The 22,988-nt window shown below is 30.1% G+C and carries 19 protein-coding genes and 2 tRNA genes; 18 read left to right on the top strand and 3 right to left on the bottom strand.

The annotated features are described in order from the left end of the window. Positions 1 to 594 precede the first annotated feature (594 nt). The 9 genes from ABWP20_RS01180 (at position 595) to yihA (ending at position 10,814) form a co-directional block, all read left to right on the top strand. Entirely contained in the window at positions 595 to 1,944 is a 1,350-nt protein-coding gene (locus tag ABWP20_RS01180; RefSeq protein WP_353092903.1) for a CCA tRNA nucleotidyltransferase, read from the top strand. A 148-nt stretch (positions 1,945 to 2,092) separates the two neighbouring features. Then, positions 2,093 to 3,445: a phosphoglucosamine mutase gene (gene glmM, locus ABWP20_RS01175; RefSeq protein WP_353092901.1), complete on the top strand. Its 1,353-nt coding sequence runs from the start codon at positions 2,093 to 2,095 to the stop codon at positions 3,443 to 3,445. Between the two features lie 26 nt (positions 3,446 to 3,471). Beyond that, complete coding sequence (locus ABWP20_RS01170; RefSeq protein ID WP_353092899.1) at positions 3,472 to 4,308, top strand: DegV family protein; 837 nt, start codon at positions 3,472 to 3,474, stop codon at positions 4,306 to 4,308. Positions 4,309 to 4,397: 89 nt separating this feature from the next. Further along, positions 4,398 to 4,481 (top strand) — tRNA-Leu (locus tag ABWP20_RS01165). A gap of 148 nt (positions 4,482 to 4,629) precedes the next feature. Continuing rightward, positions 4,630 to 5,919 carry a trigger factor gene (tig, locus tag ABWP20_RS01160; RefSeq protein WP_353092897.1) on the top strand — a complete coding sequence of 430 codons (1,290 nt, stop codon included), beginning with the start codon at positions 4,630 to 4,632 and terminating at the stop codon, positions 5,917 to 5,919. A gap of 18 nt (positions 5,920 to 5,937) precedes the next feature. Continuing rightward, positions 5,938 to 6,519, top strand: a complete 582-nt coding sequence (gene clpP, locus ABWP20_RS01155) for an ATP-dependent Clp endopeptidase proteolytic subunit ClpP (protein WP_353092895.1) — start codon at positions 5,938 to 5,940, stop codon at positions 6,517 to 6,519. Between the two features lie 18 nt (positions 6,520 to 6,537). Beyond that, positions 6,538 to 7,818, top strand: coding sequence for an ATP-dependent Clp protease ATP-binding subunit ClpX (gene clpX / locus ABWP20_RS01150; protein WP_353092893.1), 1,281 nt, complete (start codon positions 6,538 to 6,540; stop codon positions 7,816 to 7,818). A 70-nt stretch (positions 7,819 to 7,888) separates the two neighbouring features. Further along, positions 7,889 to 10,243, top strand: coding sequence for an endopeptidase La (gene lon, locus ABWP20_RS01145; RefSeq protein WP_353092891.1), 2,355 nt, complete (start codon positions 7,889 to 7,891; stop codon positions 10,241 to 10,243). Continuing rightward, a complete protein-coding gene (yihA, locus tag ABWP20_RS01140; RefSeq protein ID WP_353092889.1) occupies positions 10,230 to 10,814 on the top strand; it encodes a ribosome biogenesis GTP-binding protein YihA/YsxC in 585 nt (194 codons plus the stop codon). The genes lon and yihA overlap by 14 nt, the downstream gene beginning before the upstream one ends. 123 nt (positions 10,815 to 10,937) lie before the next feature. Here yihA and rd read toward each other — a convergent pair whose 3' ends face one another. Then, the gene (gene rd / locus ABWP20_RS01135) at positions 10,938 to 11,096 is read right to left on the bottom strand and encodes a rubredoxin (protein ID WP_353092887.1); all 159 of its coding nucleotides are present in this window, start codon (positions 11,094 to 11,096) and stop codon (positions 10,938 to 10,940) included. Positions 11,097 to 11,271: 175 nt separating this feature from the next. On the opposite strand from rd, the gene ABWP20_RS01130 reads away from it, so the two are divergent. The 6 genes from ABWP20_RS01130 (at position 11,272) to ABWP20_RS01105 (ending at position 19,045) form a co-directional block, all read left to right on the top strand. Beyond that, positions 11,272 to 11,667: an ATP-binding protein gene (locus tag ABWP20_RS01130; RefSeq protein WP_353092938.1), complete on the top strand. Its 396-nt coding sequence runs from the start codon at positions 11,272 to 11,274 to the stop codon at positions 11,665 to 11,667. An 11-nt stretch (positions 11,668 to 11,678) separates the two neighbouring features. Further along, the gene (locus ABWP20_RS01125; RefSeq protein ID WP_353092885.1) at positions 11,679 to 13,775 is read left to right on the top strand and encodes a YcdB/YcdC domain-containing protein; all 2,097 of its coding nucleotides are present in this window, start codon (positions 11,679 to 11,681) and stop codon (positions 13,773 to 13,775) included. A gap of 144 nt (positions 13,776 to 13,919) precedes the next feature. After that, positions 13,920 to 15,746, top strand: a complete 1,827-nt coding sequence (typA, locus tag ABWP20_RS01120; RefSeq protein WP_353092883.1) for a translational GTPase TypA — start codon at positions 13,920 to 13,922, stop codon at positions 15,744 to 15,746. A gap of 17 nt (positions 15,747 to 15,763) precedes the next feature. Further along, positions 15,764 to 17,221 (top strand): cardiolipin synthase, encoded by a 1,458-nt coding sequence (gene cls, locus ABWP20_RS01115; protein WP_353092881.1) that lies wholly within the window; start codon positions 15,764 to 15,766, stop codon positions 17,219 to 17,221. Positions 17,222 to 17,264: 43 nt separating this feature from the next. Further along, entirely contained in the window at positions 17,265 to 18,182 is a 918-nt protein-coding gene (locus ABWP20_RS01110; RefSeq protein ID WP_353092879.1) for a hypothetical protein, read from the top strand. Positions 18,183 to 18,202: 20 nt separating this feature from the next. Further along, positions 18,203 to 19,045: an aminotransferase class IV gene (locus ABWP20_RS01105; protein WP_353092877.1), complete on the top strand. Its 843-nt coding sequence runs from the start codon at positions 18,203 to 18,205 to the stop codon at positions 19,043 to 19,045. A gap of 61 nt (positions 19,046 to 19,106) precedes the next feature. Here the strand turns inward: ABWP20_RS01105 and pepT are convergent, their stop codons facing one another. Then, positions 19,107 to 20,330: a peptidase T gene (gene pepT, locus ABWP20_RS01100; protein WP_353092875.1), complete on the bottom strand. Its 1,224-nt coding sequence runs from the start codon at positions 20,328 to 20,330 to the stop codon at positions 19,107 to 19,109. A gap of 314 nt (positions 20,331 to 20,644) precedes the next feature. Here pepT and ABWP20_RS01095 point away from each other — a divergent pair, with 314 nt between their 5' ends. Beyond that, the gene (locus tag ABWP20_RS01095) at positions 20,645 to 20,788 is read left to right on the top strand and encodes an aspartyl-phosphate phosphatase Spo0E family protein (RefSeq protein WP_353092873.1); all 144 of its coding nucleotides are present in this window, start codon (positions 20,645 to 20,647) and stop codon (positions 20,786 to 20,788) included. A 47-nt stretch (positions 20,789 to 20,835) separates the two neighbouring features. On the opposite strand, the gene ABWP20_RS01090 is transcribed toward ABWP20_RS01095, so the two are convergent. After that, positions 20,836 to 21,612, bottom strand: a complete 777-nt coding sequence (locus ABWP20_RS01090; RefSeq protein ID WP_503012506.1) for a ZIP family metal transporter — start codon at positions 21,610 to 21,612, stop codon at positions 20,836 to 20,838. Between the two features lie 287 nt (positions 21,613 to 21,899). On the opposite strand from ABWP20_RS01090, the gene ABWP20_RS01085 reads away from it, so the two are divergent. Next, entirely contained in the window at positions 21,900 to 22,769 is an 870-nt protein-coding gene (locus tag ABWP20_RS01085) for a DegV family protein (RefSeq protein WP_353092869.1), read from the top strand. A 113-nt stretch (positions 22,770 to 22,882) separates the two neighbouring features. After that, positions 22,883 to 22,958: transfer RNA gene (locus ABWP20_RS01080), tRNA-Lys, on the top strand. The last annotated feature ends 30 nt before the right edge of the window (positions 22,959 to 22,988 follow it).

Here is a 22,988-nt window from a genome sequence, read left to right as displayed (position 1 = left end):
AATAATAGTCTTTCGTTTTCGACAGTTTTTTTATTAAATTTAGCTACAATGATTTTGTTACGTCGGAATTTTACGTTATCGGTTAAATATTTAGATACCACTGATTTTAGTGTCATATGTGGAGATATGAATTGTTTTTCTACTGCATTTAATACATGGATAAAAAGAAGCCAAAAAACTGATATGACCCCGAAAAGTTGGACGTATTAAATTAAGCTATTGACTAAGGAGTGAGTTCTATATTGAATAGAACTCACTCCTTTTAGCTTTGAGATAACTTTAACAAATTCTAAGATATAAGATTATTAAGATTCTCATTTCTTAGTTTATAAAGGTTTCTAAATTTATAAAAATATACCTTATTGTCAAAGATAGTTAAAAATTAATCTATACCGAGCAGATGGTTTTTATTTAGCATAAATCATCTTCTTTAGATTTTATGTCGATATATCAATGCATGGAATATAATTTAATTTAAATAAACCAAAAATAAAGGCTTTGAAAAAATTATCCAAAGCCTTTATTTGTATAAAAAAACTTGTCTGTCACAGATACTATGTTATACTAAAATAAGATAATATATGGAGTGATGATATGGTATTTAATATTCCAAGATATGTAGAGCTGATTATAGATAGACTTGAAGAAGAAGGTTTCAGTGCCTATATAGTAGGCGGATCAGTTAGGGATTTATTAATTGGAAGAGAACCATCTGATTTTGATATAACTACAGATGCCTTACCGGAGGAAATAGAAAATATATTTAGTGATTTTATAACATTAGAAGTAGGAAAGAAATTTGGCACTATTGTCATAGTTCAAGATGAAGGTATTGTAGAGGTAACTACATTTAGAACAGATGGAGAATATATAGATGGAAGAAGACCAGAAAAGGTGTATTTTTCAAAAAATATCTTTGATGATTTATCCCGTAGAGATTTCACAATAAACGCTATGGCATATAATAAAAATATAGGAATAGTAGATCATTTTAATGGAATAAAAGATTTAGATAGAAAGATAATTAAGGCTGTAGGCAAACCACAAGACAGATTTAAGGAAGATTATCTAAGAATAATGAGAGCCATAAGATTTGCAACACAATTACAATTTTCTATTGATAAAGAAACTTTCAATGCTTGCAAATTATATAGTGAACATATATCAGAAATTAGCATAGAAAGAATTAGGGAAGAATTTTTTAAAACAATATTATCAGAAAGACCTTCCTATGGAATTAGAATGATGAAGGATATAAAAATACTTAATATAATTTTGCCTGAATTAATGAAGACAATAGGCTTTAATCAACATAATCCACATCATGATAAGGATGTATTTGAACATATAATGTGTGTATTAGATAAAACATCGCCTATTTTACACCTTAGACTTGGAGCATTATTTCACGATATAGGAAAGCCTTCTACTCTAATAATAGATGAAAATGGAGTAGGACATTTTTATGGGCATGAAAAATCAGGTGCTAAAATGGCTAAGGAAATACTTAAAAGATGGAAAGCATCTAATGATATAATTGATAAGGTTGTAATGTTAATAGATAAACATATGACACAACATTCAGACCTAAAAGAAAAAGGATTAAAAAGATTATTATCTAATTTTGGTGAAGATGATATATTTACTTTATTAGAGCTACAAAAAGCTGACAGATCTTGTTCAAACAAAGAAGCTGATATAAAAGATTTGTTGGAAAGGGAGAAAAAAATAAAGGATATTATAAGAAATAAAGAAGTATATGAAAAAAATCAATTAGCCATTAATGGTTCTGATGTGATAAAATTAGGATATAAAGAAGGGAAAATAATAGGGGGAATTCTTAATTATTTATTTGAAAAGGTATTGGAAAATCCAGAATTAAATGAAAGAGAACAATTAATTGATATAGTAAAAGAACAATTTAAAATAGATAGTTTTGGTTAATAAAATATCCTTAGTTTGAGAGACAAAAAATTACCTACTTATATTCTAGTATTTAATAGTAAGTGAGGAAGTGAAAATTAAGTTTAATATCTTAAATTGCTAATTATGAAACATAATCGCTAATTGTATAAAAGGAGTGTTTGATAAAGTGGGAAGATTATTCGGTACAGATGGTATTAGAGGAATTGCAAATAAGGATTTAACTCCAGAACTAGCTTTTCAAGTGGGAAGGGCAGGAGCATATATATTGGCAAAAGAAAATCATGGAAAAATAGTAGTGGGAAAGGATACAAGGGCTTCTGGAGATATGCTAGAAGCTGCAATGACAGCAGGCATTTGTTCCATGGGAATAGATGTAATATCAGTAGGTATTATACCAACTCCAGCAGTTGCGTATTTGACTCGTAAATATGAAGCATTAGCAGGTGTAGTTATATCTGCATCTCATAATCCTGGAGAGTATAATGGAATAAAATTTTTCAATAACGAAGGATTTAAATTACCTGATGAAGTTGAAGAAAAAATAGAAGATATCATATTAAATAATAAAGAATTGGCTATTAGACCTATAGGAAATAAAATAGGTAAAGTAATTATAGAAGAAAATGGTAGTGAGGATTATATAAATTATTTAATTGCTACTGCTAATATAGATTTAACTGGAATAAAAATTGCAATGGACTGTGGTCATGGAGCTTTATATAAAATTGCTCCAGAGACTATAAGAAGACTTGGAGGAGAAGTGATAGTTATAAACACAGAGCCAACAGGAATGAATATAAATGATAATTGCGGTTCAACTAATCCGAGTATGATTCAAGAATTAGTTTTGAAAGAAAAGGCAAGTATTGGTATATCCTTTGATGGGGATGGAGATAGGATAATAGCTGTTGACGAGTTGGGAAACATAATAGATGGGGACCATATATTGGCTATTTGCGGTTCTTACCTTCATAAACAAGGAAAGTTAAATAACAATACTGTAGTAGGTACAATTATGACCAATATGGGTTTAGATATGTTTTTAAAAGAAAAAGGAATAAATATAGTAAAAACTACTGTTGGTGATAGATATATATTAGAAGAAATGGTAAAATCAGATTATGTCCTTGGAGGAGAGCAATCAGGTCATATAATATTTTTAGATTATAATACTACAGGAGATGGCTTAGCTACAGGGCTTCATTTACTTGAGGTAATGAAGTCATCTAAAAAGACTATGTCTGAACTTAATAAGTTAATGACTGATTTTCCACAAGTTCTTGTTAATGCAAAGGTTAAAAATGAATTAAAGCATAAATATAATGAAAATGAAGAAATAAAAATGGAAATAAAAAGAGTTGAAGATATTTTCCGTGGACAAGGCAGAGTCGTTATAAGACCTTCTGGTACAGAACCTCTAGTTAGAGTTATGATTGAAGCAAAAGAAGACATAGGATTACTTAAAATTGCATCTGAATTAGCAAAATTTATAGAAGAGAGAATAGGAATCGACTGCTAAGTTAAAATATATTATGGGGTGATGAGATGGATTATAAAATCGTGGCAGATAGTAGCTGTGATTTAAATGAAGAATTAAAAGAAAGGCTTAATATTAGTCTCGTTCCTTTTAAAATAGATGTAGATTATAGAAAGTTTATTGATAATAATGAAATGGATACAATGGAATTGATAAATTCAATGAAAAATAGTCCTAATCCAGTTAGAACTTCGTGTCCTTCACCAGGAGATTTTGTTATGGAATATAAAAAAGCTGACAATATCTTTGCTGTTACGATATCAGAAAAGTTAAGTGGAACATATAATTCAGCAGTGTTGGCAAAGAAAATGATTAATGAAGAATATCCTGAAAAATTTGTTCATGTTTTTGATTCAAAATCTGCTAGCATAGGTGAAACTTTAGTAGCATTAAAAATACAAGAATTAGTAGAAAATAAATTTAGTAATTTGGAGATTGTTGAGAAAGTAGAGAAGTATATTAATGAAATGAAAACATACTTTCTTTTAGAGAGTTTGGATAATCTAATAAAAAATGGTAGAATATCAAAAACAAAGGGTATAATTGCTAATGTGTTAAATTTAAAGCCTATTATGGGAGATGATGGAGAAGGTAGTATAAGGCTTGTTGAAAATGTAAGAGGTACAAAAAAAGCCTTTAAAAGGTTAGTAGAAATCATTGGAGAGACTGGAGAGAAGTTTGAGGAAAAGATACTGGCTATTTCTCATGTTAATGCATTTGAAAAGGTTGAAGAATTAAAAAAGGAAATCCAAAGTATGTATAATTTTAAAGATGTTATTTTAGTCAAAACTGCAGGACTAAGCACTGCATATGCCAATGATGGAGGAATCATTTTAGTTTTTTAAAAAGAATAAAAAATTTCCAATATGAAATATATTGACAAGTACAAATTGCATGTTATAATAATAGGGTAAGTAAAAATTACTTTATTCATGCGGGAGTGGCGGAACTGGCAGACGCGCTAGACTTAGGATCTAGTGTCATTGACGTGGGGGTTCAAGTCCTCTTTCCCGCACCATGTTTAAACCAGTGGATTTGTACCATTGGTTTTTTTACTATGTTTTTTAATATATTGTGTTGGATATTGCTATTTGTTATGTTATAATTTTATGATATAATAGGTTAGTTTAAAGTGGATAAATATATGGTTAAGGAGGAAGTTGTAGATGAAGGTAGTATTAGGAAAAAAAGAAAATAATAAAGTAGATTTTACAATTGAAATATCTGAGATTGATTTTGAAAAAGAAGTACAAAAAGCATATTTAAAAAATAGAGGTAGATTTAATATTCCAGGATTTAGAAAAGGGAAGGTTCCAAGAAAGATTATTGAAATGAATTATGGAGAAGGAATCTTCTATGAAGAAGCTATAAATTCACTTTTACCAACTGCTTATGATAATGCAGTTGAAGAATTAGAACTTGAGCCAGTTGATCAACCAACAGTAGACGTTGAAGAAATTGGAAAGGGAAAACCTGTTTTATTTAAAATAGAAGTAGTAGTAAAACCAGAGGTAGATCTTGGAGATTACAAAGGTATAGAAATTGAAAAAGTAGAGTATAATGTTACAGATGAGCATGTAGAAGATGAACTAAAATCAATTCAAGAAATGAATGCGAGAATAATTGATGCTGGAGATAGAGCAGTTAAAACTGGTGATGTTTTGACAATTGATTATGCTGGATATGTTGATGGTGCACAGTTTGATGGTGGAACAGCAGAAGGTCAAACATTAGAAATAGGCTCAGGGAGATTTATTCCAGGTTTTGAAGAACAATTAGTGGGTAAAAATAAAGATGAAGAGGTAGATGTGGTTGTAACATTCCCAGAAGAATATCATGCAGAAGATCTAAAGGGAAAAGAAGCTACTTTCAAAGTAAAAATTCATGAAATAAAAGAAAAAGAGCTACCAGTAATAGATGATGAATTTGCAAAAGATGTATCTGAATTTGATACTATAGAAGAATATAAAAAAAGCATCAGAGAAAAACTAGAAGAAGAATTTAAAAATAAAGAAAAAGCAGAAAATGAAAATAACTTAATTGAAAAAGTAATAGAAAACTGTAAAGTTGACATACCAGAGGCTATGATAGATTCTCAACTAGAAAGTGAATTAGGAGAATTTGATTATAGAATGAGAATGCAAGGTCTTAACTTAGAACAATATTTACAAATAACTAATTCAACAGAAGAGTCTTTAAAAGAACAATTAAGACCTATGGCTGAAAAGAGAGTTATAGGTGATATAATTCTTGAAGCTATTGGTAAAGCTGAAAATATTGAAGTGACAGATGAAGACATAGATAAAGAATTAGAAAAAATAGCAGAATCATATAAACAAGAAGACAAAGAAAAATTTATAAAGGATATGAAAAAAGGAGATTTATCTTTCTTAGAGATAGCTATTATAAATCAAAAAGTTATTGAATTATTAATGGCGAATGCTAAATTCAATTAATTATTGGAGGGGTGTAAAATGACTCTAGTTCCTATGGTTATAGAGCAAACCAACAGGGGAGAAAGGTCCTATGATATTTACTCTAGGTTATTAAAAGAAAGAATAATATTTTTAGGCAGTGAAGTTAATGATGTAACTGCAAATTTAATAGTAGCTCAATTATTATTTCTTGAAGCAGAAGATCCAGATAAAGATATTCAGCTTTATATAAATAGTCCTGGTGGATCAGTAAGTGCAGGTTTCGCTATATTTGATACTATGCAATATATTAAACCAGATGTATCAACTATATGTATGGGTATGGCTGCTAGTATGGGAGCATTTTTATTGGCAGCAGGTGCTAAAGGCAAGAGATTTGCTTTACCAAATGCTGATATTATGATACATCAACCTTTAGGTGGTGCTAAAGGTCAGGCAGAAGATATAAGAATCCAAGCTGAAAAGATAATTGAAATAAGAGAAAGAATAAATAAAATATTGGCTGAGAGAACTGGTCAGCCATTGGAAAAAGTATCTAGGGATACAGATAGAGACTATTATATGAAAGCTGAAGAAGCTAAGGAATATGGTATAATAGATGAAGTAATATCAAGAAAATAAATTAAGTGAGGTGTCATCGTGGCTAAATATGATGAAAGACAGCTTCGTTGCTCTTTTTGTGGAAAGCCACAGGAACAAGTTAGGAGGCTTATTGCAGGACCTAATGTTTATATATGTAATGAATGTATAGAGTTATGTCAAGAAATAGTTGAAGAAGAATTTGTTGATAATTTTGATTATGATATGCAGGAATTACCAAAACCTGTTGTTATAAAAGAAACTCTAGATGATTACGTTATAAAACAAGATAGGGCTAAAAGAGCTTTAGCTGTAGCAGTTTATAATCATTACAAAAGAATAAATAAAAAACCAACAAAACACAATGATATAGAGCTGCAAAAAAGTAATATTGTTATGCTAGGACCTACAGGTTCGGGTAAAACATTACTTGCTCAAACTTTAGCAAAAATACTAAATGTACCATTTGCTATAGCAGATGCCACTTCTTTGACAGAAGCTGGATATGTTGGTGAAGATGTTGAAAATATAATATTAAAACTTATTCAAGCAGCAGATTATGATATTGAGAGAGCTGAAAAAGGTATAATCTATATAGATGAAATAGATAAAGTAGCTAGAAAGACAGAAAATCCTTCTATTACAAGAGATGTTAGTGGTGAAGGTGTGCAGCAGGCATTACTTAAAATATTAGAAGGTACTGTTGCTAATGTTCCACCTCAAGGTGGAAGAAAACATCCACATCAAGAGTTTATTCAAGTAGATACAACTAATATATTGTTTATAGTTGGTGGTGCATTTGATGGATTGGATAAAATAATCCAAAATCGTGTAGGTAAAAAATCTATGGGATTTGGAGCAGAAATATCATCTCAAAAAGAGGCTAAAATAGGTGAATTATTGACTCAATTACAACCTGAAGACCTACTTAAATTTGGTTTAATTCCAGAATTTGTGGGAAGGTTACCCGTTATAGTTACTTTAGAAGAATTAGACGAAGAAACATTAGTTAAGATTCTTACAGAGCCAAAAAATGCTCTTGTAAAACAATATAAAGAGTTGTTTACAATAGATGGAGTAGAGCTTGAATTTGAAGATGAGGCACTTCTTGCCATAGCTAAGAAAGCAATTGAAAGAAAGACTGGGGCAAGAGGACTTAGAAGCATAATAGAAGAGACTATGTTAGATATTATGTATGAGATACCTTCAAGGGATGATATAGAAAAATGTGTTATAACTAAAGAAACAATAGAAAACAAGGTAGAGCCTACGTTGGTACTATCAGATAGAAAAAAGAAAAGTAGGTCTACGAAAACAAGCAACAACGAATCTGCATCTTAAAGGCTCACATTTGTGGGCTTTTACTTGTATTTAGGGATAAAATTGTGCAATAGCGGGAGGATAAAGAAGAATGAACCAGTATAAAACACAAAACAGAACCCTGCCATTAATACCTTTAAGAGGAATATCAATATTTCCTCATATGGTTATTCATTTTGACGTTGGGAGGGAAAAATCTATTAATGCCTTAGAAAAGGCTATGTTAGATGATTCATCCATCTTTTTATGTACTCAAAAGGATACAAAGATGAATGAGCCAACTACAGAAGATTTTTATCATATGGGAACTGTTGTTAAGGTTAAGCAAATGTTAAAATTACCTGGTGGAAGTATTAGAGTTTTAGTTGAAGGTATAAATAGAGGTAGAGTAACTAATATGGTTCAAGAAGATCCATTTTTCATAGCAGATGTTGAAGAACTATTATACGAGGAAGAGGATATAGAAAAGGATATAGATTTAGAAGCAGCTATGAGACTTGTAATAAATGATTTTGAAGAATATCTTTCTTTTAATGATAGGCTTTCTTCTGATGCATTAGTTACAATAATGGATATAGAAGACCCAGGTAGATTAGCAGATGTTATAGCATCATATATATATTTAAAAGTGGAAGATAACCAAAAAGTACTTGAAACATATGATTTTTATGAGAGATTGGAATTACTTCATATAATATTACAAGAAGAAATAGAAGTATTAAAAATTGAAGATAAAATAAATCAAAGAGTGAAGAAACAAATAAACAAAGTTCAAAAAGAATATTATCTTAAGGAACAAATAAAGGCAATACAGAAAGAACTAGGACAAGATGATGATGTTGTGGCAGAGGCGGAAGAGTATGAAGAAAAGATAAAAAAGATAAAAATGCCAAAAGAAGTAAAAGAAAAGGCATTAAAAGAAGTGGAAAGACTTCTAAAACTATCACCTCATTCTCCAGAAATTGGAGTTGTTAGAACTTATTTAGATTGGATTATAGATTTGCCTTGGGATAAAGAAACAAAAGACAGAATAGATATAAAAAAGTCAAGAGATATACTTAATGAAGATCACTATGGACTAATTGATGTAAAAGAAAGAATATTAGAGTTCATAGCCATAAGAAAATTAACTAATAGCATGAAAGGACCTATAATTTGTTTAGTGGGACCTCCAGGGGTTGGAAAAACATCAATAGCTAAATCTATTGCTAAATCTCTTAACAGAAAATTTGTTAGAATGTCATTGGGAGGAGTACGAGATGAAGCTGAGATAAGAGGTCATAGGAGAACCTATATAGGTTCTATGCCAGGAAATATAATTAATTCTATGAAAAAGGCAGGAACTAAAAACCCAGTATTTTTATTTGATGAGGTTGACAAGTTAAGTAGTGACTATAAAGGCGACCCTTCCAGTGCGTTGTTAGAGGTATTAGATCCAGAACAAAATACTACTTTTACTGATCATTATTTAGATATACCCTTTGATTTATCTAAAGTATTATTTGTAACTACTGCAAATACAACTGCAACAATACCATCACCACTTTTAGATAGAATGGAAGTCATTAGGATATCAGGATATACAGAGGAAGAGAAATTACAAATAGCCATGAATTATTTGCTGCCAAAGCAATTAAAAGAGCATGGATTAAATAAAGATAATTTACTAATATCTGAAGTAGCCATAAGAAGTATAATAAATAATTATACTAGGGAAGCAGGAGTAAGAAGCTTAGAAAGAAATATAGCCAATGTATGTAGAAAAGCAGCTAAAAAGATAGTAGAAAAAAATCTAAAAACTGTGAGAATAAATGCTGGAAATCTATCAAATTATTTAGGAATTGAAAAGTATAGATTTGATACATTAGATGAAGAAAATCAAATTGGTGTGGCTAATGGTTTAGCTTGGACATCGGTAGGTGGAGAGACTCTTTCAATAGAGGTTAATACAATGAATGGAACAGGCAAAATTCAATTAACTGGTAAACTAGGAGAAGTAATGAAGGAGTCTGCTATGGCAGCTATTAGTTATATTAGAGCTAATTCTAATATATTAGGTATAGAACCTGATTTTTATAAAAATATGGATATTCATATTCACGTACCAGAGGGAGCTATACCAAAGGATGGTCCATCTGCAGGTATTACCATGGCCACAGCCGTTATTTCTGCATTGTCTAATACTCCAATTAGGAGAGAAGTGGCTATGACAGGAGAAATAACATTAAGAGGTAGAGTCTTACCAATAGGAGGAGTTAAAGAAAAGGTATTAGCAGCAAATAGGATGGGAATTAAGAAAGTATTACTGCCTATTGAAAATGAAAGGGATTTAGAAGAAATTCCTGATAAGATAAGAAAGAAAATGACTTTTGTTCCAGTGAAGTCTATGGAAGAAGTATTGGAACATGCATTACTTAAAAGGATTGATAATGATGAAAATAATTAAATCAGATTTACATGCCATTGCAGTAGGACCAAAGCAATATCCCCAAGATGAGCTTCCAGAAATAGCTTTTGCTGGGAGATCTAATGTAGGAAAGTCATCTTTCATAAACTCTATGATTAATAGAACAAACTTAGCTAGGACTTCTGGCAAACCAGGGAAAACAAGGACAATTAATTTCTATATTATTAATGATAGTTTTAGATTTGTAGATTTACCTGGATATGGATATGCTATAGCTTCTAAATCGGAAAAAGAAAAATGGGGACATATAATAGAAAAGTATCTTGTAGATAGAAAAAATTTAAGGGAAGTTATATTAATTGTAGATATAAGACATGAGCCAACAGAACAAGACTTAATGATGTATCAATGGATCAAATCCTTTGGATATACTGGTATAGTTATAGCCACTAAGGCAGACAAGATATCAAAGGGAAATTGGCAGAAACATATAAAGATAATAAAGGATAAACTAGAGATAAAGGATGCAAATCTTATTATGCCTTATTCATCAGAAAAGAAGATAAATAAGGATAAGGTTTGGGAGAAACTTGAAGAAAGATTAATTTAGGAATGATGTAAAAATCATTCCTATAAGAGATGTCCAGCCACTGTGAGTTCAGTCATAGAATAAAAACCAGTATCCTTTGGACTACTGGTTTTTATGTAGGGAACGGCAAAGCAGTCGTTCCGATTATTCTTTTGAAAATTGGTCCTTATCAGCACCGCAAACTGGACAAACCCAATCAGCAGGAATATCTTCCCAAGCTGTTCCAGGAGCTATTCCATTATCTGGGTCTCCTTCTGCTGGGTCATATACATAGCCACATGGGTCGCATACATATCTATCCATTTACATTCTCCTTTCATTTTGTAATCATATAGATGATACCCAGAAAAGTTTATAATAAACTATAAAAATAGTTTCATTAAAATTTATTTCTGCTGAGAACACAAATAGGTTATATCGGGAAAAAAATGGGTAAAATAAAAATATACGAATATAATAATATAATTAGATGGAAGTGATGGCATTGGATTTTAGGTACAGTGGAATAGTTTGTTCTGATTTAGATATGATAAAAAACTTTGTGGATGATGTTCTCAAAAAACTAAATAATATAATAGAAAACAGTGATACAATGTTTGATATAAGACTAATACTCAATGAGTTAGTTATCAATGGTGTTTTACATGGAAATGACTGTATTACATCCAAATGTGTCAAACTATCATTAGAAGTAAAAGAAGATACACTGATCATTCAGGTAGAAGATGAAGGAAGCGGTATAGATTACGATTTAGAATCCTATGATCCTAGTGATTTAAAATGCTGTGGGCGAGGATTGGTTATTGTTAATGGACTTTCTGATGAATTTTATATACAGAAAAATAAGGTTACTGCGATAAAACATATAAATTAGGAGGTGTAGTTATGAAAAAGATATCAATAATCTTACTAGCTGCTATGATGTTTATTGGAGGGGTAGTACCTATTAGGGCATATGGAGAAAATAACTATGATAAAAAGATGGAAGAGGTTGTAGTTAAAGTCAAAAAACTTCTCAATATCTCAGACAAATATGATAAATTTACATCTGATATAAGTTCATATGACGGAAATATGGATATATATTTAAACTGGGCAGATTCCAATGAGAAGTTAAATAATATTAATGTTCATGCAGATATAGATGGTAATATTATTTCTTATGACAGCTATTCGCCAATAAATAAAGAGCAAAGTTCTAAATTACCTAAATATACAAAAGATGAAGCACAAAAATTAGCCATGAATTTCATAAACAAAATGGATTCAAATATTGCAAATGCAATTAAATTGATTCCAGATAAATATTCAGAAAATACTATGGATACAGTATATCGTTTTAATTTTATACGTTTTGTAAATGGGATACAATTTCCCCAAGATTCCGTTAGTATATCTATAAATAAATATACTGGAGACATTGAGCATTACTATGCTAATTGGGATAGAAAAGCTACTTTTCCTTCACCGAATAAGGTATTAAGTTTAGAAAAAGGAAAGGAAGCTTATAAGACTGAAATTGGCATAAAACCAATGTATAAGACTAGCAGTCGATATATTATTAAAGCGGGAGAAAATACCAATTACTATTTAGCCTATTCAGTATTTGAATCAAATAAAGGGATAGATGCATATACAGGTAAAAAAGTAGGCATAAACAGTTATGGTCCTTATTATGGAGTGCGTGAAAGCACAAATCAAAATAGTGCAAATGATGTTGGACTTACCCCAGTGGAACAAGAATCTGTAGATAAACTTTCTGGTTTACTAGAGGAAAATTTAGTAGAAAAAAAGGCAAGGGAAACATTAAATATAGATTTAGACTATAAGATGATTCGCAAGGACCTTTACAATAATTTTAGAAATCCAGGTGAATATATTTGGAATATAGATTTTCAAAAAGAAATCTCAAAGGATAAATCTTCATATATAAATGTAGGTTTAGATGCTAAGACAGGAGAATTGTTAAATTTTAATAAAAATTTAGAACATGGATCAGATGCTAAATCAAAAACATCTAAGGATAAAGCTTTAGATATAGCAAGAGAATATATCAAAACAATGCAGCCAAATAAAATAAGTGAAATAGAGTTAATGGAAGACCAATATTCAGAAGATAATATGTTAAACTATAATTTCCGATTTATTAGGAAGGTAGGGAATACTTACGTTGAGAATGATGGAATTTATATAGGAGTAGATGGAGTTACTGGAGATGTAAATAATTATAGAATAGATTGGTTTAAAGGTGAACTTCCATCAGATTATAAGTTGATTTCATCTGATAAGGCTTATGAAATATTATGGGATAAAATTGGTTTAGAGTTAATGTATGTGAAAACCTATGATTATACTAAATCACAAGGCAGAGATTATGAAATGAAATTAGTGTATATGACAAATCAAGATAAACCTATAATAATTTCTGGTACGACAGGAGAAATACTAGATTATTCAGGTCAGCCATATAAAGAAATAAAGCCAATATCATATAAGGATATAGAGAATTCCTATGCTAAAAATAAGATAATAACTTTAGCTGAATATGGAATTGGTTTCAAAGGAGAAGAATTTAAACCTAAGGATAAAATAAAACAGAAAGACTTTCTACATTTACTTTGGAAGTCTATGAATCAATATAGAAAAGACGAGGTAAGTGAAGATGATATATATAAAGAATTAATATCATCAGGATATATGAAAGAAGCAGAGAAAAATCCAAATAAGGTTGTTACGAAGGAAGAAGCGGTTAAACATATTCTTAGGGTAATGAAGCTAGATAAAGTAGCTGAAATAGAAGGAATATATAAAGATATATTTAAAGATGATAAAGATATATCAAAGGGTTTAAATGGATATATGAATATTGCATATGGATTAAAGATAGTATCAGGAGATAAAGAAGGTAATATTAGACCGAAGTATGAGCTAGGCAGAGAAGATGCAGCAAATATGATTTATAATTATATCTTCAATCAATAAGCAGTATGAAATCAGGTCTTAAGTATTTAGGCCTGATTTTTTATATAAAGTCTAATATTATATTTTGATTTATTATTAAAGTATGGTAAAATGAATTTTGTTAAAGATATATATAATGATTTTAAATACGAAAGGATATGTTTTATGGAGAGCACAAGAGATAATATAAGGAATATTGCAATAATAGCCCATGTAGACCATGGAAAGACAACTTTAGTTGACAGCCTATTAAAGCAATCAGGAGTCTTTAGAGACAATCAAGTAGTGCAGGATAGAGTAATGGACTCCAATGATATAGAAAAGGAAAGAGGTATTACAATATTAGCTAAAAACACAGCTATACACTATAAAGATGTTAAGATTAATATTATAGATACCCCAGGGCATGCTGATTTTGGGGGAGAAGTAGAGCGTGTGCTTAAAATGGTAAATGGTGTAATATTAGTAGTAGATGCATTTGAAGGACCAATGCCACAGACAAAATTTGTTTTGAAAAAGGCATTTGAATTAGATCTACCAGTTATAGTATGTATCAATAAAATTGATAGGCCAGAAGCAAGACCAAACGAAGTAATTGATGAAGTATTAGATTTATTTATTGAATTAGGAGCTAACGAAAATAATTTAGACTGTCCATTTGTTTATGCTTCAGCAAAGAAGGGAATAGCCACTTTAGAGTTTGAAGATGAAGGAAAAGACATGGATATATTATTTGAGACTATAATAAATAATATACCAGCTCCAGTAGGAGATGAAGAAGGACCACTTCAAATACTTATATCTACCATAGATTATAATGAATATGTTGGTAGAATAGGTATTGGAAAAATAGAGAGAGGTAAGATATCTGCTAATCAGGAAGTAATTATAGTAAACAAAGAAGATCCAGAAAAGCAGAAAAAAGTAAAGATAGCTAAGGTATATGAATTTGAGGGATTAAATAGAATAGAAGTAGATACTGCTACAGTAGGAAGTATTATTGCGGTAACAGGCGTAGAAGATATTCATATAGGAGATACTATATGCGATGTTGAACATCCGGAAGCTTTACCATTTGTGAAAATATCAGAGCCAACTATTTCTATGACATTTTCTGTAAATAACAGTCCTTTTGCAGGAAAAGAAGGTAAATTTATAACTTCAAGACAAGTAAGAAATAGGTTATTTAAAGAACTACAGACAGATGTAAGTCTTAGGGTTGAAGAAACTGAATCTACAGATTCCTTTAAAGTATCTGGTAGGGGAGAATTACATTTATCTGTTTTAATTGAAAATATGAGAAGAGAAGGATATGAGTTTCAAGTATCTAAACCAGAAGTACTTTTTAAAGAGGAAAATGGTAAAAAGATGGAACCAATGGAGAGGGTTACTATTGATGTATCTAATGAATTCGTAGGTGCAGTTATAGAAAAGCTAGGTCAGAGAAAAGGAGAACTAGTTAGTATGACTGAATCCAATGGAGGATATGCAAGATTAGAATTCATTATACCTGCTAGAGGCCTTATAGGTTATAGACAGGAATTTATGACAGATACTAAAGGAAATGGAATACTTAACTCCATATTTGATAGTTATGCCATATATAAAGGTGAAATTCCTAAGAGGAAGCTAGGCTCTCTTATTTCTTTTGAAACAGGAGAATCTTCTGCATATGGACTTCACTCTGCCCAAGAAAGAGGAATATTATTTATAGGACCTGGAGTGCCTGTATATACTGGCATGATAGTAGGTGCTAATCCAAAAGGATTGGATATAGATGTAAATGTATGTAGAAAAAAACAACAATCTAATGTTAGAGCTTCTGGATCAGATGAGGCTTTAAGACTTTCTCCACCTAAGGAAATGTCATTGGAGGAAGCTTTGGAATTTATTGAAGAAGATGAATTAATAGAAGTAACACCACTTAGCTTTAGGATAAGAAAGAAAATACTTGATAGTACTAAGAGATATAAGTCAAAGAAAAATAATTAAGAATTTAGAGGGATATTATGGAGCTCCTATTGACATCTTATATATGGATATTTAGAAATATACTATGGTTAAATATTTTATTTGCAATATTGCTTATATTTTTTGAAAGGAGAAATCCCACTTCTACATGGTTATGGCTCATGGTTTTAACATTTTTACCAGGTATAGGTTTTATTCTATATTTATTTATTGGGCAAGATTTAAGTAAGAAAAAATTATTTAAAACAAAAGAACAGGAAGACTACTGCTTTCGTGATATGGCAACAATTCAGGAAAAGCAAATGGATAAAGATGAATATAGATATAAAGACCCTAACTATGTTAAATATGAAGACTTAATAAAGATGCATTTAATTAGCTCAGAATCATTTTTTACCCAAGATAACGATGTTGAAATATTTTTTGATGGTAATGATAAGTTTAAAGCATTATTGGAAAGTATAGAAAGAGCAGAAGATTATATTCATCTTCAGTACTACATTTTTAAATCCGATGGACTTGGAATAAAGATAATAGAAGCACTATGCAAGAAAGCTAAAGAAGGTGTTGAAGTAAAGCTTTTAGTTGATGGTATGGGTGGCAGAAACCTTTCAAAAAAATATGCTAATAGACTTAAAGCTTCAGGTGCAGAAATCGGAATATTTTTTCCGCCATTTGTTCCTTTTATAAGTCTTAGAATTAATTATAGAAACCATAGAAAGATATGTATAATAGATGGAAAAGAGGCATTTGTAGGTGGGTTTAATGTAGGGGATGAATATATTGGTTTGTCAAAGAAGTTTGGATACTGGAGAGATACACATATTAGAATAAAAGGCTCTGCTATTAGTTCGCTTCAATGGAGATTTTTCTTAGACTGGAGATTTGCTACAGGTAAGGAAATAACCAGATGCGAAACATATATTGGAGAAGAAGAAAACTCAGGTAATACAGGAATACAAATAGTGTCCTCTGGCCCAGATTCAAAATGGACTAGTATAAAAGATGGATATTTAAAGATGATTTCCAATGCAAGAGATAAAGTTTATATTGAGACTCCATATTTTATACCTGATGATAGTATATTTGAAGCATTGAAGCTTGCAGGACTATCAGGTCTGGACGTTAGAGTAATGATACCTTGTAAGCCAGACCATCCATTTGTGTATTGGGCAAGTATGAGTTATATTGGAGAGCTCTTACAAGCAGGAGTAAAATTTTATACCTATGAAAAGGGTTTTCTACATTCAAAGGTAGTGTTAATGGATGATTTTGTTTCTTCTGTTGGTACGGCAAATTTAGATATTAGAAGTTTTAAACTAAATTTTGAAGTTAATGCATTTTTATATGACGAATCCATAAATCTAAAATTAACAGATAGGTTTTTAAATGATTTACAATATTGTAGAGAAATAACAATTGAAGAATATAATAACAGGAGCAAAATTGTCAAGATAAAGGAGTCTTTTTCTAGATTGCTGTCTCCTATTCTTTAATAAAATAATCACCTCTGGAGATAATAATCTGGAGGTGATTATTTTGAAAAAAATTAGGCGGTATATATTATATATAATAATTATATTTACATTAAGTGGATGTAGAGCAGGCAAAAATCAAACAGTTAAATTTGAGAAAAAAGATAAAGCACCGAAATCCCTAGAAGATATTAATAGTGGGCTTCAAGAATTATTAAAAGAAGTTGAAGAAGTGGAAAGCATAGTGGATAGAACTGATTTTGAAGTGGAAAAGGTTGAGTTAGAAAAAGCAAAAGAAGAAGAAAAAGCTAGATTAGAAAATGTTATTGAATTAAAGAATGAAAACAAGGACTCCTCTGAAAATGAAAGTAGTGCCAATGGAAAAAAAGGAAGCCAGAAAAAAGAAAACTCCCAGGATACTAAAAATAAAGAAGAAAAAAAATCTCCAGATAGAGAAGAAAAACTTCTAGATAAATGGGAGAAAATAAATAAGAAACTAGAAGACATACATGATAAATGGAATAATTATGAATCAGAAGGAATGAAGAAAGGTATGACTTCTGATATGAGTAGTAGATTTAAAGATAGTTTAAATGCTTTAACAAAAGCAGTTGAGGGTAAAAAGATAATAGAGATTTATGATTATGCAAGTCAAAGTATGTTAAATCTTAGCCCTATGTTTGGACTATATAAGGATGAAATCTGGGGAGAAATAAATAAATTAAAATATGCTACCTATCAATTTTATATAAATGCTTTAAAAAAGGAGAATTTTAATTCTATTGACTTACTAAAAAACTATGAGGAAAATATAAGTAAAATTAGGTTGAAGCTTGAAAAGAATGATAGTAAAATAAAGGTGTTAGATAAAGTTAGCCTATCTATAGAAGATATAAATAAATTATCGAGAGAGAGCAGCATAAAACTAATTCGAATTAAAAAAGATATAATAATAAAGAACCTTGAAGAATTGGGCAAATAAATATAATAAGGGGGATAAATATGAGACCAGAAGCAATTAAGGATTATTATATTATAAATGGACAGATAAAAACTACAGATGATTTAGAGATTTTTAAAAATATAGAGAAACCGCCTATTTATGAAGTTATTAGAGTCATAGATGGAGTACCACTTTTCTTGGAAGATCATTTGGAGAGAATGTTTGATTCTGCTAATATAATAAGATATAGCATAGATAGAGATATAAAAGAAATAAAAAATGATATAAAGACTCTTATTTTAAAAAACAATATAGATAAATTAAATGTAAAACTTTTATCTACGGAAGTTGAGGGAATGGGTAAAGTATTTTTAGCATACAATATTGAAAGCTTTTATCCACCTGAGGAATATTATAAAAAAGGTATACACACTACATTATTTTATTATGAAAGAAATAACCCTAATGCAAAAGTACTATTTACATCATTTAAAGAAGATGTGGCTAGAGAATTAAAAGAAAAAAATGCTTTTGAAGCATTACTTGTGAGCAAATCAGGCTATATACCTGAAGGAAGTCGTTCTAATATGTTTTTTGTAAAGGAAAATCAGGTATATACAGCTAAAGCTTCGGAAGTATTAATAGGTATCACAAGGAAACATATCTTTGAGGTATGCAATAAATTAAATATAAAGATAATAGAGGAAAGCATACATATAGATGATTTAGGTAAATTAGACGGAGGATTTATGTCAGGAACTTCTGTCAATGTATTGCCTATATCGACAATTGATGACATAAAACTGGACTCTATAAATAATGAAATAATAAAGGAAATAAATAATGCATATGTAAAGAAGATGGAAAATTATATTTTAATGCATAAGGATGAATGGAAATAAACAGTTTAATATTAATAAAAAAGATTCTTCATTGGTTAAATAACCAGTGAAGAATCTTTTTTTACATCTCTTGTACTAATTCTATTATTTTTAATATGGTTTCCATTGATTTTTCCATAGCAAATGTTGGAATATACTCAAATTTTCCGTGGAAATTATGTCCGCCAGTGAAAAGATTTGGGCAAGGTAATCCCATATAGGAAAGTCTAGAACCATCGGTACCGCCTCTAATAGGTTTGATTAGAGGCTTAATATTTAAGTCCTCCATAGCTTTCTTAGCAATATCAACTATATGCATGACAGGTTCTATTTTTTCTTTCATATTATAGTATGAATCGATTATTTCTAAAGTAATAATATTACCATATTTATAGTTTAAGAATTCTATAACTTTTGTTAATGCTTCCTTTTTTTGTTGGAATTTTTCCATAGAATGATCTCTAATTATATATGAAATCTCAGTTTTTTCAACAGATCCATGGAAATCTTTTATATGATAGAATCCTTCATATCCTTCAGTATATTCAGGCCTTTCATTTACAGGAAGCATTGAATTAAGTTCAGTAGCTATTATTATAGAGTTAAGCATTTTATTCTTAGCTGTACCTGGATGAACATTTCTGCCTTGGATATAAATATTAGCTGTTGCTGCATTAAAGTTTTCATATTCTAATTCACCTACTTGACCACCATCTACAGTATAAGCAAAGTCAGCATTGAATTTTTCTACATCAAAATGATCTGCTCCGCGGCCAATTTCTTCATCGGGAGTAAAACCAATTTTTACAGTACCATGAGGAATATGAGGATTTTCAATTAAATATTCTATAGCTGTTATTATTTCGGCCATTCCTGCTTTATCGTCAGCTCCTAACAAAGTTGTACCGTCTGTAGTGATTAAATCATATCCGACATAATCTTTCAAATCGGGGAAATCTTTTATCGACATAATAATATTTTTTTCGGCATTTAGTACTATATCATTACCATCATAGTTGGATATAATTTTAGGATTTATATTTTTGCCGGACATATCTTCAGTAGTATCCATATGAGCGATGAATCCTATAGTTGGAACCTTCTTTTCAATATTTGAAGGCAAAGTAGCCATTACGTATCCATTTTTATCTACAGATACATCAGACAGTCTCATTTCCTCTAATTCTTTACCTAAGATTTTGGCAAATTCTAATTGAGTAGATGTGCTGGGTACTGAACTAGAACTACCTTGTGAAGTAGTTTCATATTTAACATATTTCAGAAACCTATTAATTAAATTACTCATTAAATTACCCCCTTGTTTATTTTACATTACTTATATTATACAACATAAAAAATAATATATTGGAAAAATTTGTAGAAAAATTAAAAAAGTTTTCGCTTTACTTAATATCAGTAAATGTTATAATATTTGTTGGGCAAAAAAGTAGATTAAGTTTATAAATGAAACAATTAAACGTAGTATAATAAATTTTTTAATCAGAGTTAATATGCTTTAGATAATGTGGTATTTAAGAAGATATGGATACTATATACTTAATAAATATAATAGAATCAAAAGAAAGGGTAAAGGGAAAAAATATGAGGAGAAAATGGTACATGGAAAATGTAAATAAGGAGATACAGAAAAAAAGGGAAGAGCTCAATATAATGTTATCAAGTGAACTGGATAAAGATAAGGTTTTAAACTTTAGTAAAGAATTAGATTTACTGATAAATGAATATTATTCATTGTATGCATAGAATATAAAAAACAGCAGATTATAATTCTGCTGTTTCTTTCTATCTATTTATCCTAAGGTAACATCTAGTATCATCATCACAATAAATCCAATGATTACTCCATAAGTAGCTTCTCTTTCATATCCATTATTATGGGTTTCTGGAATTATCTCATCGGATATAACAAATAGCATTGCACCTGCGGCAAAGGCTAATATAAATGGAAGTATAGGCTTAAATATAGATACAAGACCAATTCCCAATATTCCTCCAATAGGTTCTACTAAGCCTGTTAATAATGCAATTAGAAAAGCTTTTTTTACATCATATTTTTCTCTAACTAAAGCCAAGGCTACAGCTAATCCCTCTGGCATGTTCTGAAGACCTATACCAAGGGCAATAGAAAGACCATTTTTTATATTATTATCGCCAAATCCAACACCTACAGCTAAACCTTCCGGAAAGTTATGTAAGGTTATTGCAATAACAAAGAGCCAAATCTTTTTTAAAGATGTGCTGGGATCACCTTCCACCCTTTTATCTAATAGATGAACATGTGGAGAATACTTATCTGTAAGATCAAGAAAAATGGCTCCTGCTAAAATGCCTAATCCAGTTATCATTGCACCTTTTATTCCGCCGCCTGAAGTTTCTAAACTAGGGATTATAAGGGAAAAAGAAGTAGCAGCTAACATTACACCGGCTGCAAATCCAAGTAAAGTATCTAACATTTTTTCTGAGATATTTCTTGTAAAGAATATAGGTATTGCGCCTATGCCTGTCATTAGTCCAGCTACGGTACTAGCAAGTATACCTAATATAAAAGTGTTTTCTAATATATTCATTAACAAACCTCCTTTTATATTAAGTATAAGAATGTATATTTCCTAAGTCAAGGTCTAAACTAAAAAAGGAATACACATAAATAGAATAATTATTAGAATTAATATTGCAATTATCCAAAATAAGGTTTTTTTCTTAATAAAGAATAATTTCATAAAGCTCAACTCCTTAAAATAATAGTATTATAATCTATTTAAAAAATAAAAAATATATGCCATTATTTTCATTTTATTGTTAATTCTATTGGTATAATGTTGTATAATATTAAATGGGAAAGGGAGGGAATAAAATGACTATAAAAATATTAAGTGATAGTGCTTGTGATTTATCAAAAGATATAATAGAAAAATATAATATAGAGATCTTACCTATTGTCGTAATAAATGATGATAAAGAATATCTAGATAATGTTACAATAATGCCAGAAAAAGTATATGAAGATATGAAAAATGGTCAAGTATATAAAACAGCACAAATACCACCGAATGTATTTAAAGATAAGTTTATAGAATATGCCAAGAATGGAGATAGCGTTATATATATAGGATTCTCATCACAATTATCAGGAACTTATCAGACTTCATTAGTTATAAAGGAATCAATAATAGATGAGTATCCAAATCTTGATTTAGACATAGTAGATACAAAGGCAGCTTCAGGTGGTTTTGGTCTTATTGTTCTACAAGCTGCAAAATTAGCAAAGGAAGGTAAAACAAAAGAGGAGATATTAAAGGCAATTGAATTTTATAAAGATAATATGGAGCATATCTTTACAGTTGACGATATAGAATATTTATTTAGAGGTGGAAGAGTATCGAGGATGCAGGCATTCGTAGGTGGTCTACTAAATATTAAACCTGTGCTTCATGTTGAAGATGGAAAACTAATTCCATTAGGAAAAGTAAGAGGAAGACATAAGGTGTTTAAAACCATGTTAGATATAATGGAGAAAAGAACAAAGGATGCTGATTTAAAGGAACAAATAATTTGCATAACCCATGGAGATGATCTTGAAGGAGCATTAAAACTAAAAGAGCTAATTATAGAGAGGTTTGGAGCTAAGACATTTATTATAAATACAATAGGTGCAGCAATAGGTGCTCATTCCGGCCCAGGAACAATAGCATTATTTTTCTTGGGAGAAAATTATAAAGGATAGAATGGTAAAAGCTAAATAACTGAAAAAAATTCTTTTATTTAGCTTTTTTTAAATAAAACTATGGACAAATATAAATTAAGGTAGTATAATAAGAGATGTTGAAAAAAACAAATGCACCTTTAGCTCAGATGGTAGAGCAACTGACTCTTAATCAGTGGGCCCAGGGTTCGAGTCCCTGAAGGTGCACCAATTATAAAAAATACTTCTAGACAAAGTCTA

Origin of the sequence: Tissierella praeacuta (assembly GCF_040396155.1) — a bacterium.
Classification (GTDB): domain Bacteria; phylum Bacillota; class Clostridia; order Tissierellales; family Tissierellaceae; genus Tissierella; species Tissierella praeacuta_A.
Note: the sequence above shows the minus strand (reverse complement) of the source record. Positions and strands in the feature narration are given on the sequence as shown.

What these genes read in the sequence shown, in the direction of transcription:
- tig (WP_353092897.1), top strand. Translation starts at nt 4,630, where the DNA reads ATGAAGGTAGTATTAGGAAAAAAAGAAAATAATAAAGTAGATTTTACA.
- ABWP20_RS01105 (WP_353092877.1), top strand. Translation starts at nt 18,203, where the DNA reads ATGAGACCAGAAGCAATTAAGGATTATTATATTATAAATGGACAGATA.
- rd (WP_353092887.1), bottom strand. Translation starts at nt 11,096, where the DNA reads ATGGATAGATATGTATGCGACCCATGTGGCTATGTATATGACCCAGCA.
- ABWP20_RS01130 (WP_353092938.1), top strand. Translation starts at nt 11,272, where the DNA reads ATGGCATTGGATTTTAGGTACAGTGGAATAGTTTGTTCTGATTTAGAT.
- ABWP20_RS01095 (WP_353092873.1), top strand. Translation starts at nt 20,645, where the DNA reads ATGGAAAATGTAAATAAGGAGATACAGAAAAAAAGGGAAGAGCTCAAT.
- cls (WP_353092881.1), top strand. Translation starts at nt 15,764, where the DNA reads ATGGAGCTCCTATTGACATCTTATATATGGATATTTAGAAATATACTA.
- typA (WP_353092883.1), top strand. Translation starts at nt 13,920, where the DNA reads ATGGAGAGCACAAGAGATAATATAAGGAATATTGCAATAATAGCCCAT.
- pepT (WP_353092875.1), bottom strand. Translation starts at nt 20,330, where the DNA reads ATGAGTAATTTAATTAATAGGTTTCTGAAATATGTTAAATATGAAACT.
- ABWP20_RS01085 (WP_353092869.1), top strand. Translation starts at nt 21,900, where the DNA reads ATGACTATAAAAATATTAAGTGATAGTGCTTGTGATTTATCAAAAGAT.
- lon (WP_353092891.1), top strand. Translation starts at nt 7,889, where the DNA reads ATGAACCAGTATAAAACACAAAACAGAACCCTGCCATTAATACCTTTA.
- clpP (WP_353092895.1), top strand. Translation starts at nt 5,938, where the DNA reads ATGACTCTAGTTCCTATGGTTATAGAGCAAACCAACAGGGGAGAAAGG.
- ABWP20_RS01180 (WP_353092903.1), top strand. Translation starts at nt 595, where the DNA reads ATGGTATTTAATATTCCAAGATATGTAGAGCTGATTATAGATAGACTT.
- yihA (WP_353092889.1), top strand. Translation starts at nt 10,230, where the DNA reads ATGAAAATAATTAAATCAGATTTACATGCCATTGCAGTAGGACCAAAG.
- ABWP20_RS01125 (WP_353092885.1), top strand. Translation starts at nt 11,679, where the DNA reads ATGAAAAAGATATCAATAATCTTACTAGCTGCTATGATGTTTATTGGA.
- ABWP20_RS01170 (WP_353092899.1), top strand. Translation starts at nt 3,472, where the DNA reads ATGGATTATAAAATCGTGGCAGATAGTAGCTGTGATTTAAATGAAGAA.
- ABWP20_RS01090 (WP_503012506.1), bottom strand. Translation starts at nt 21,612, where the DNA reads ATGAATATATTAGAAAACACTTTTATATTAGGTATACTTGCTAGTACC.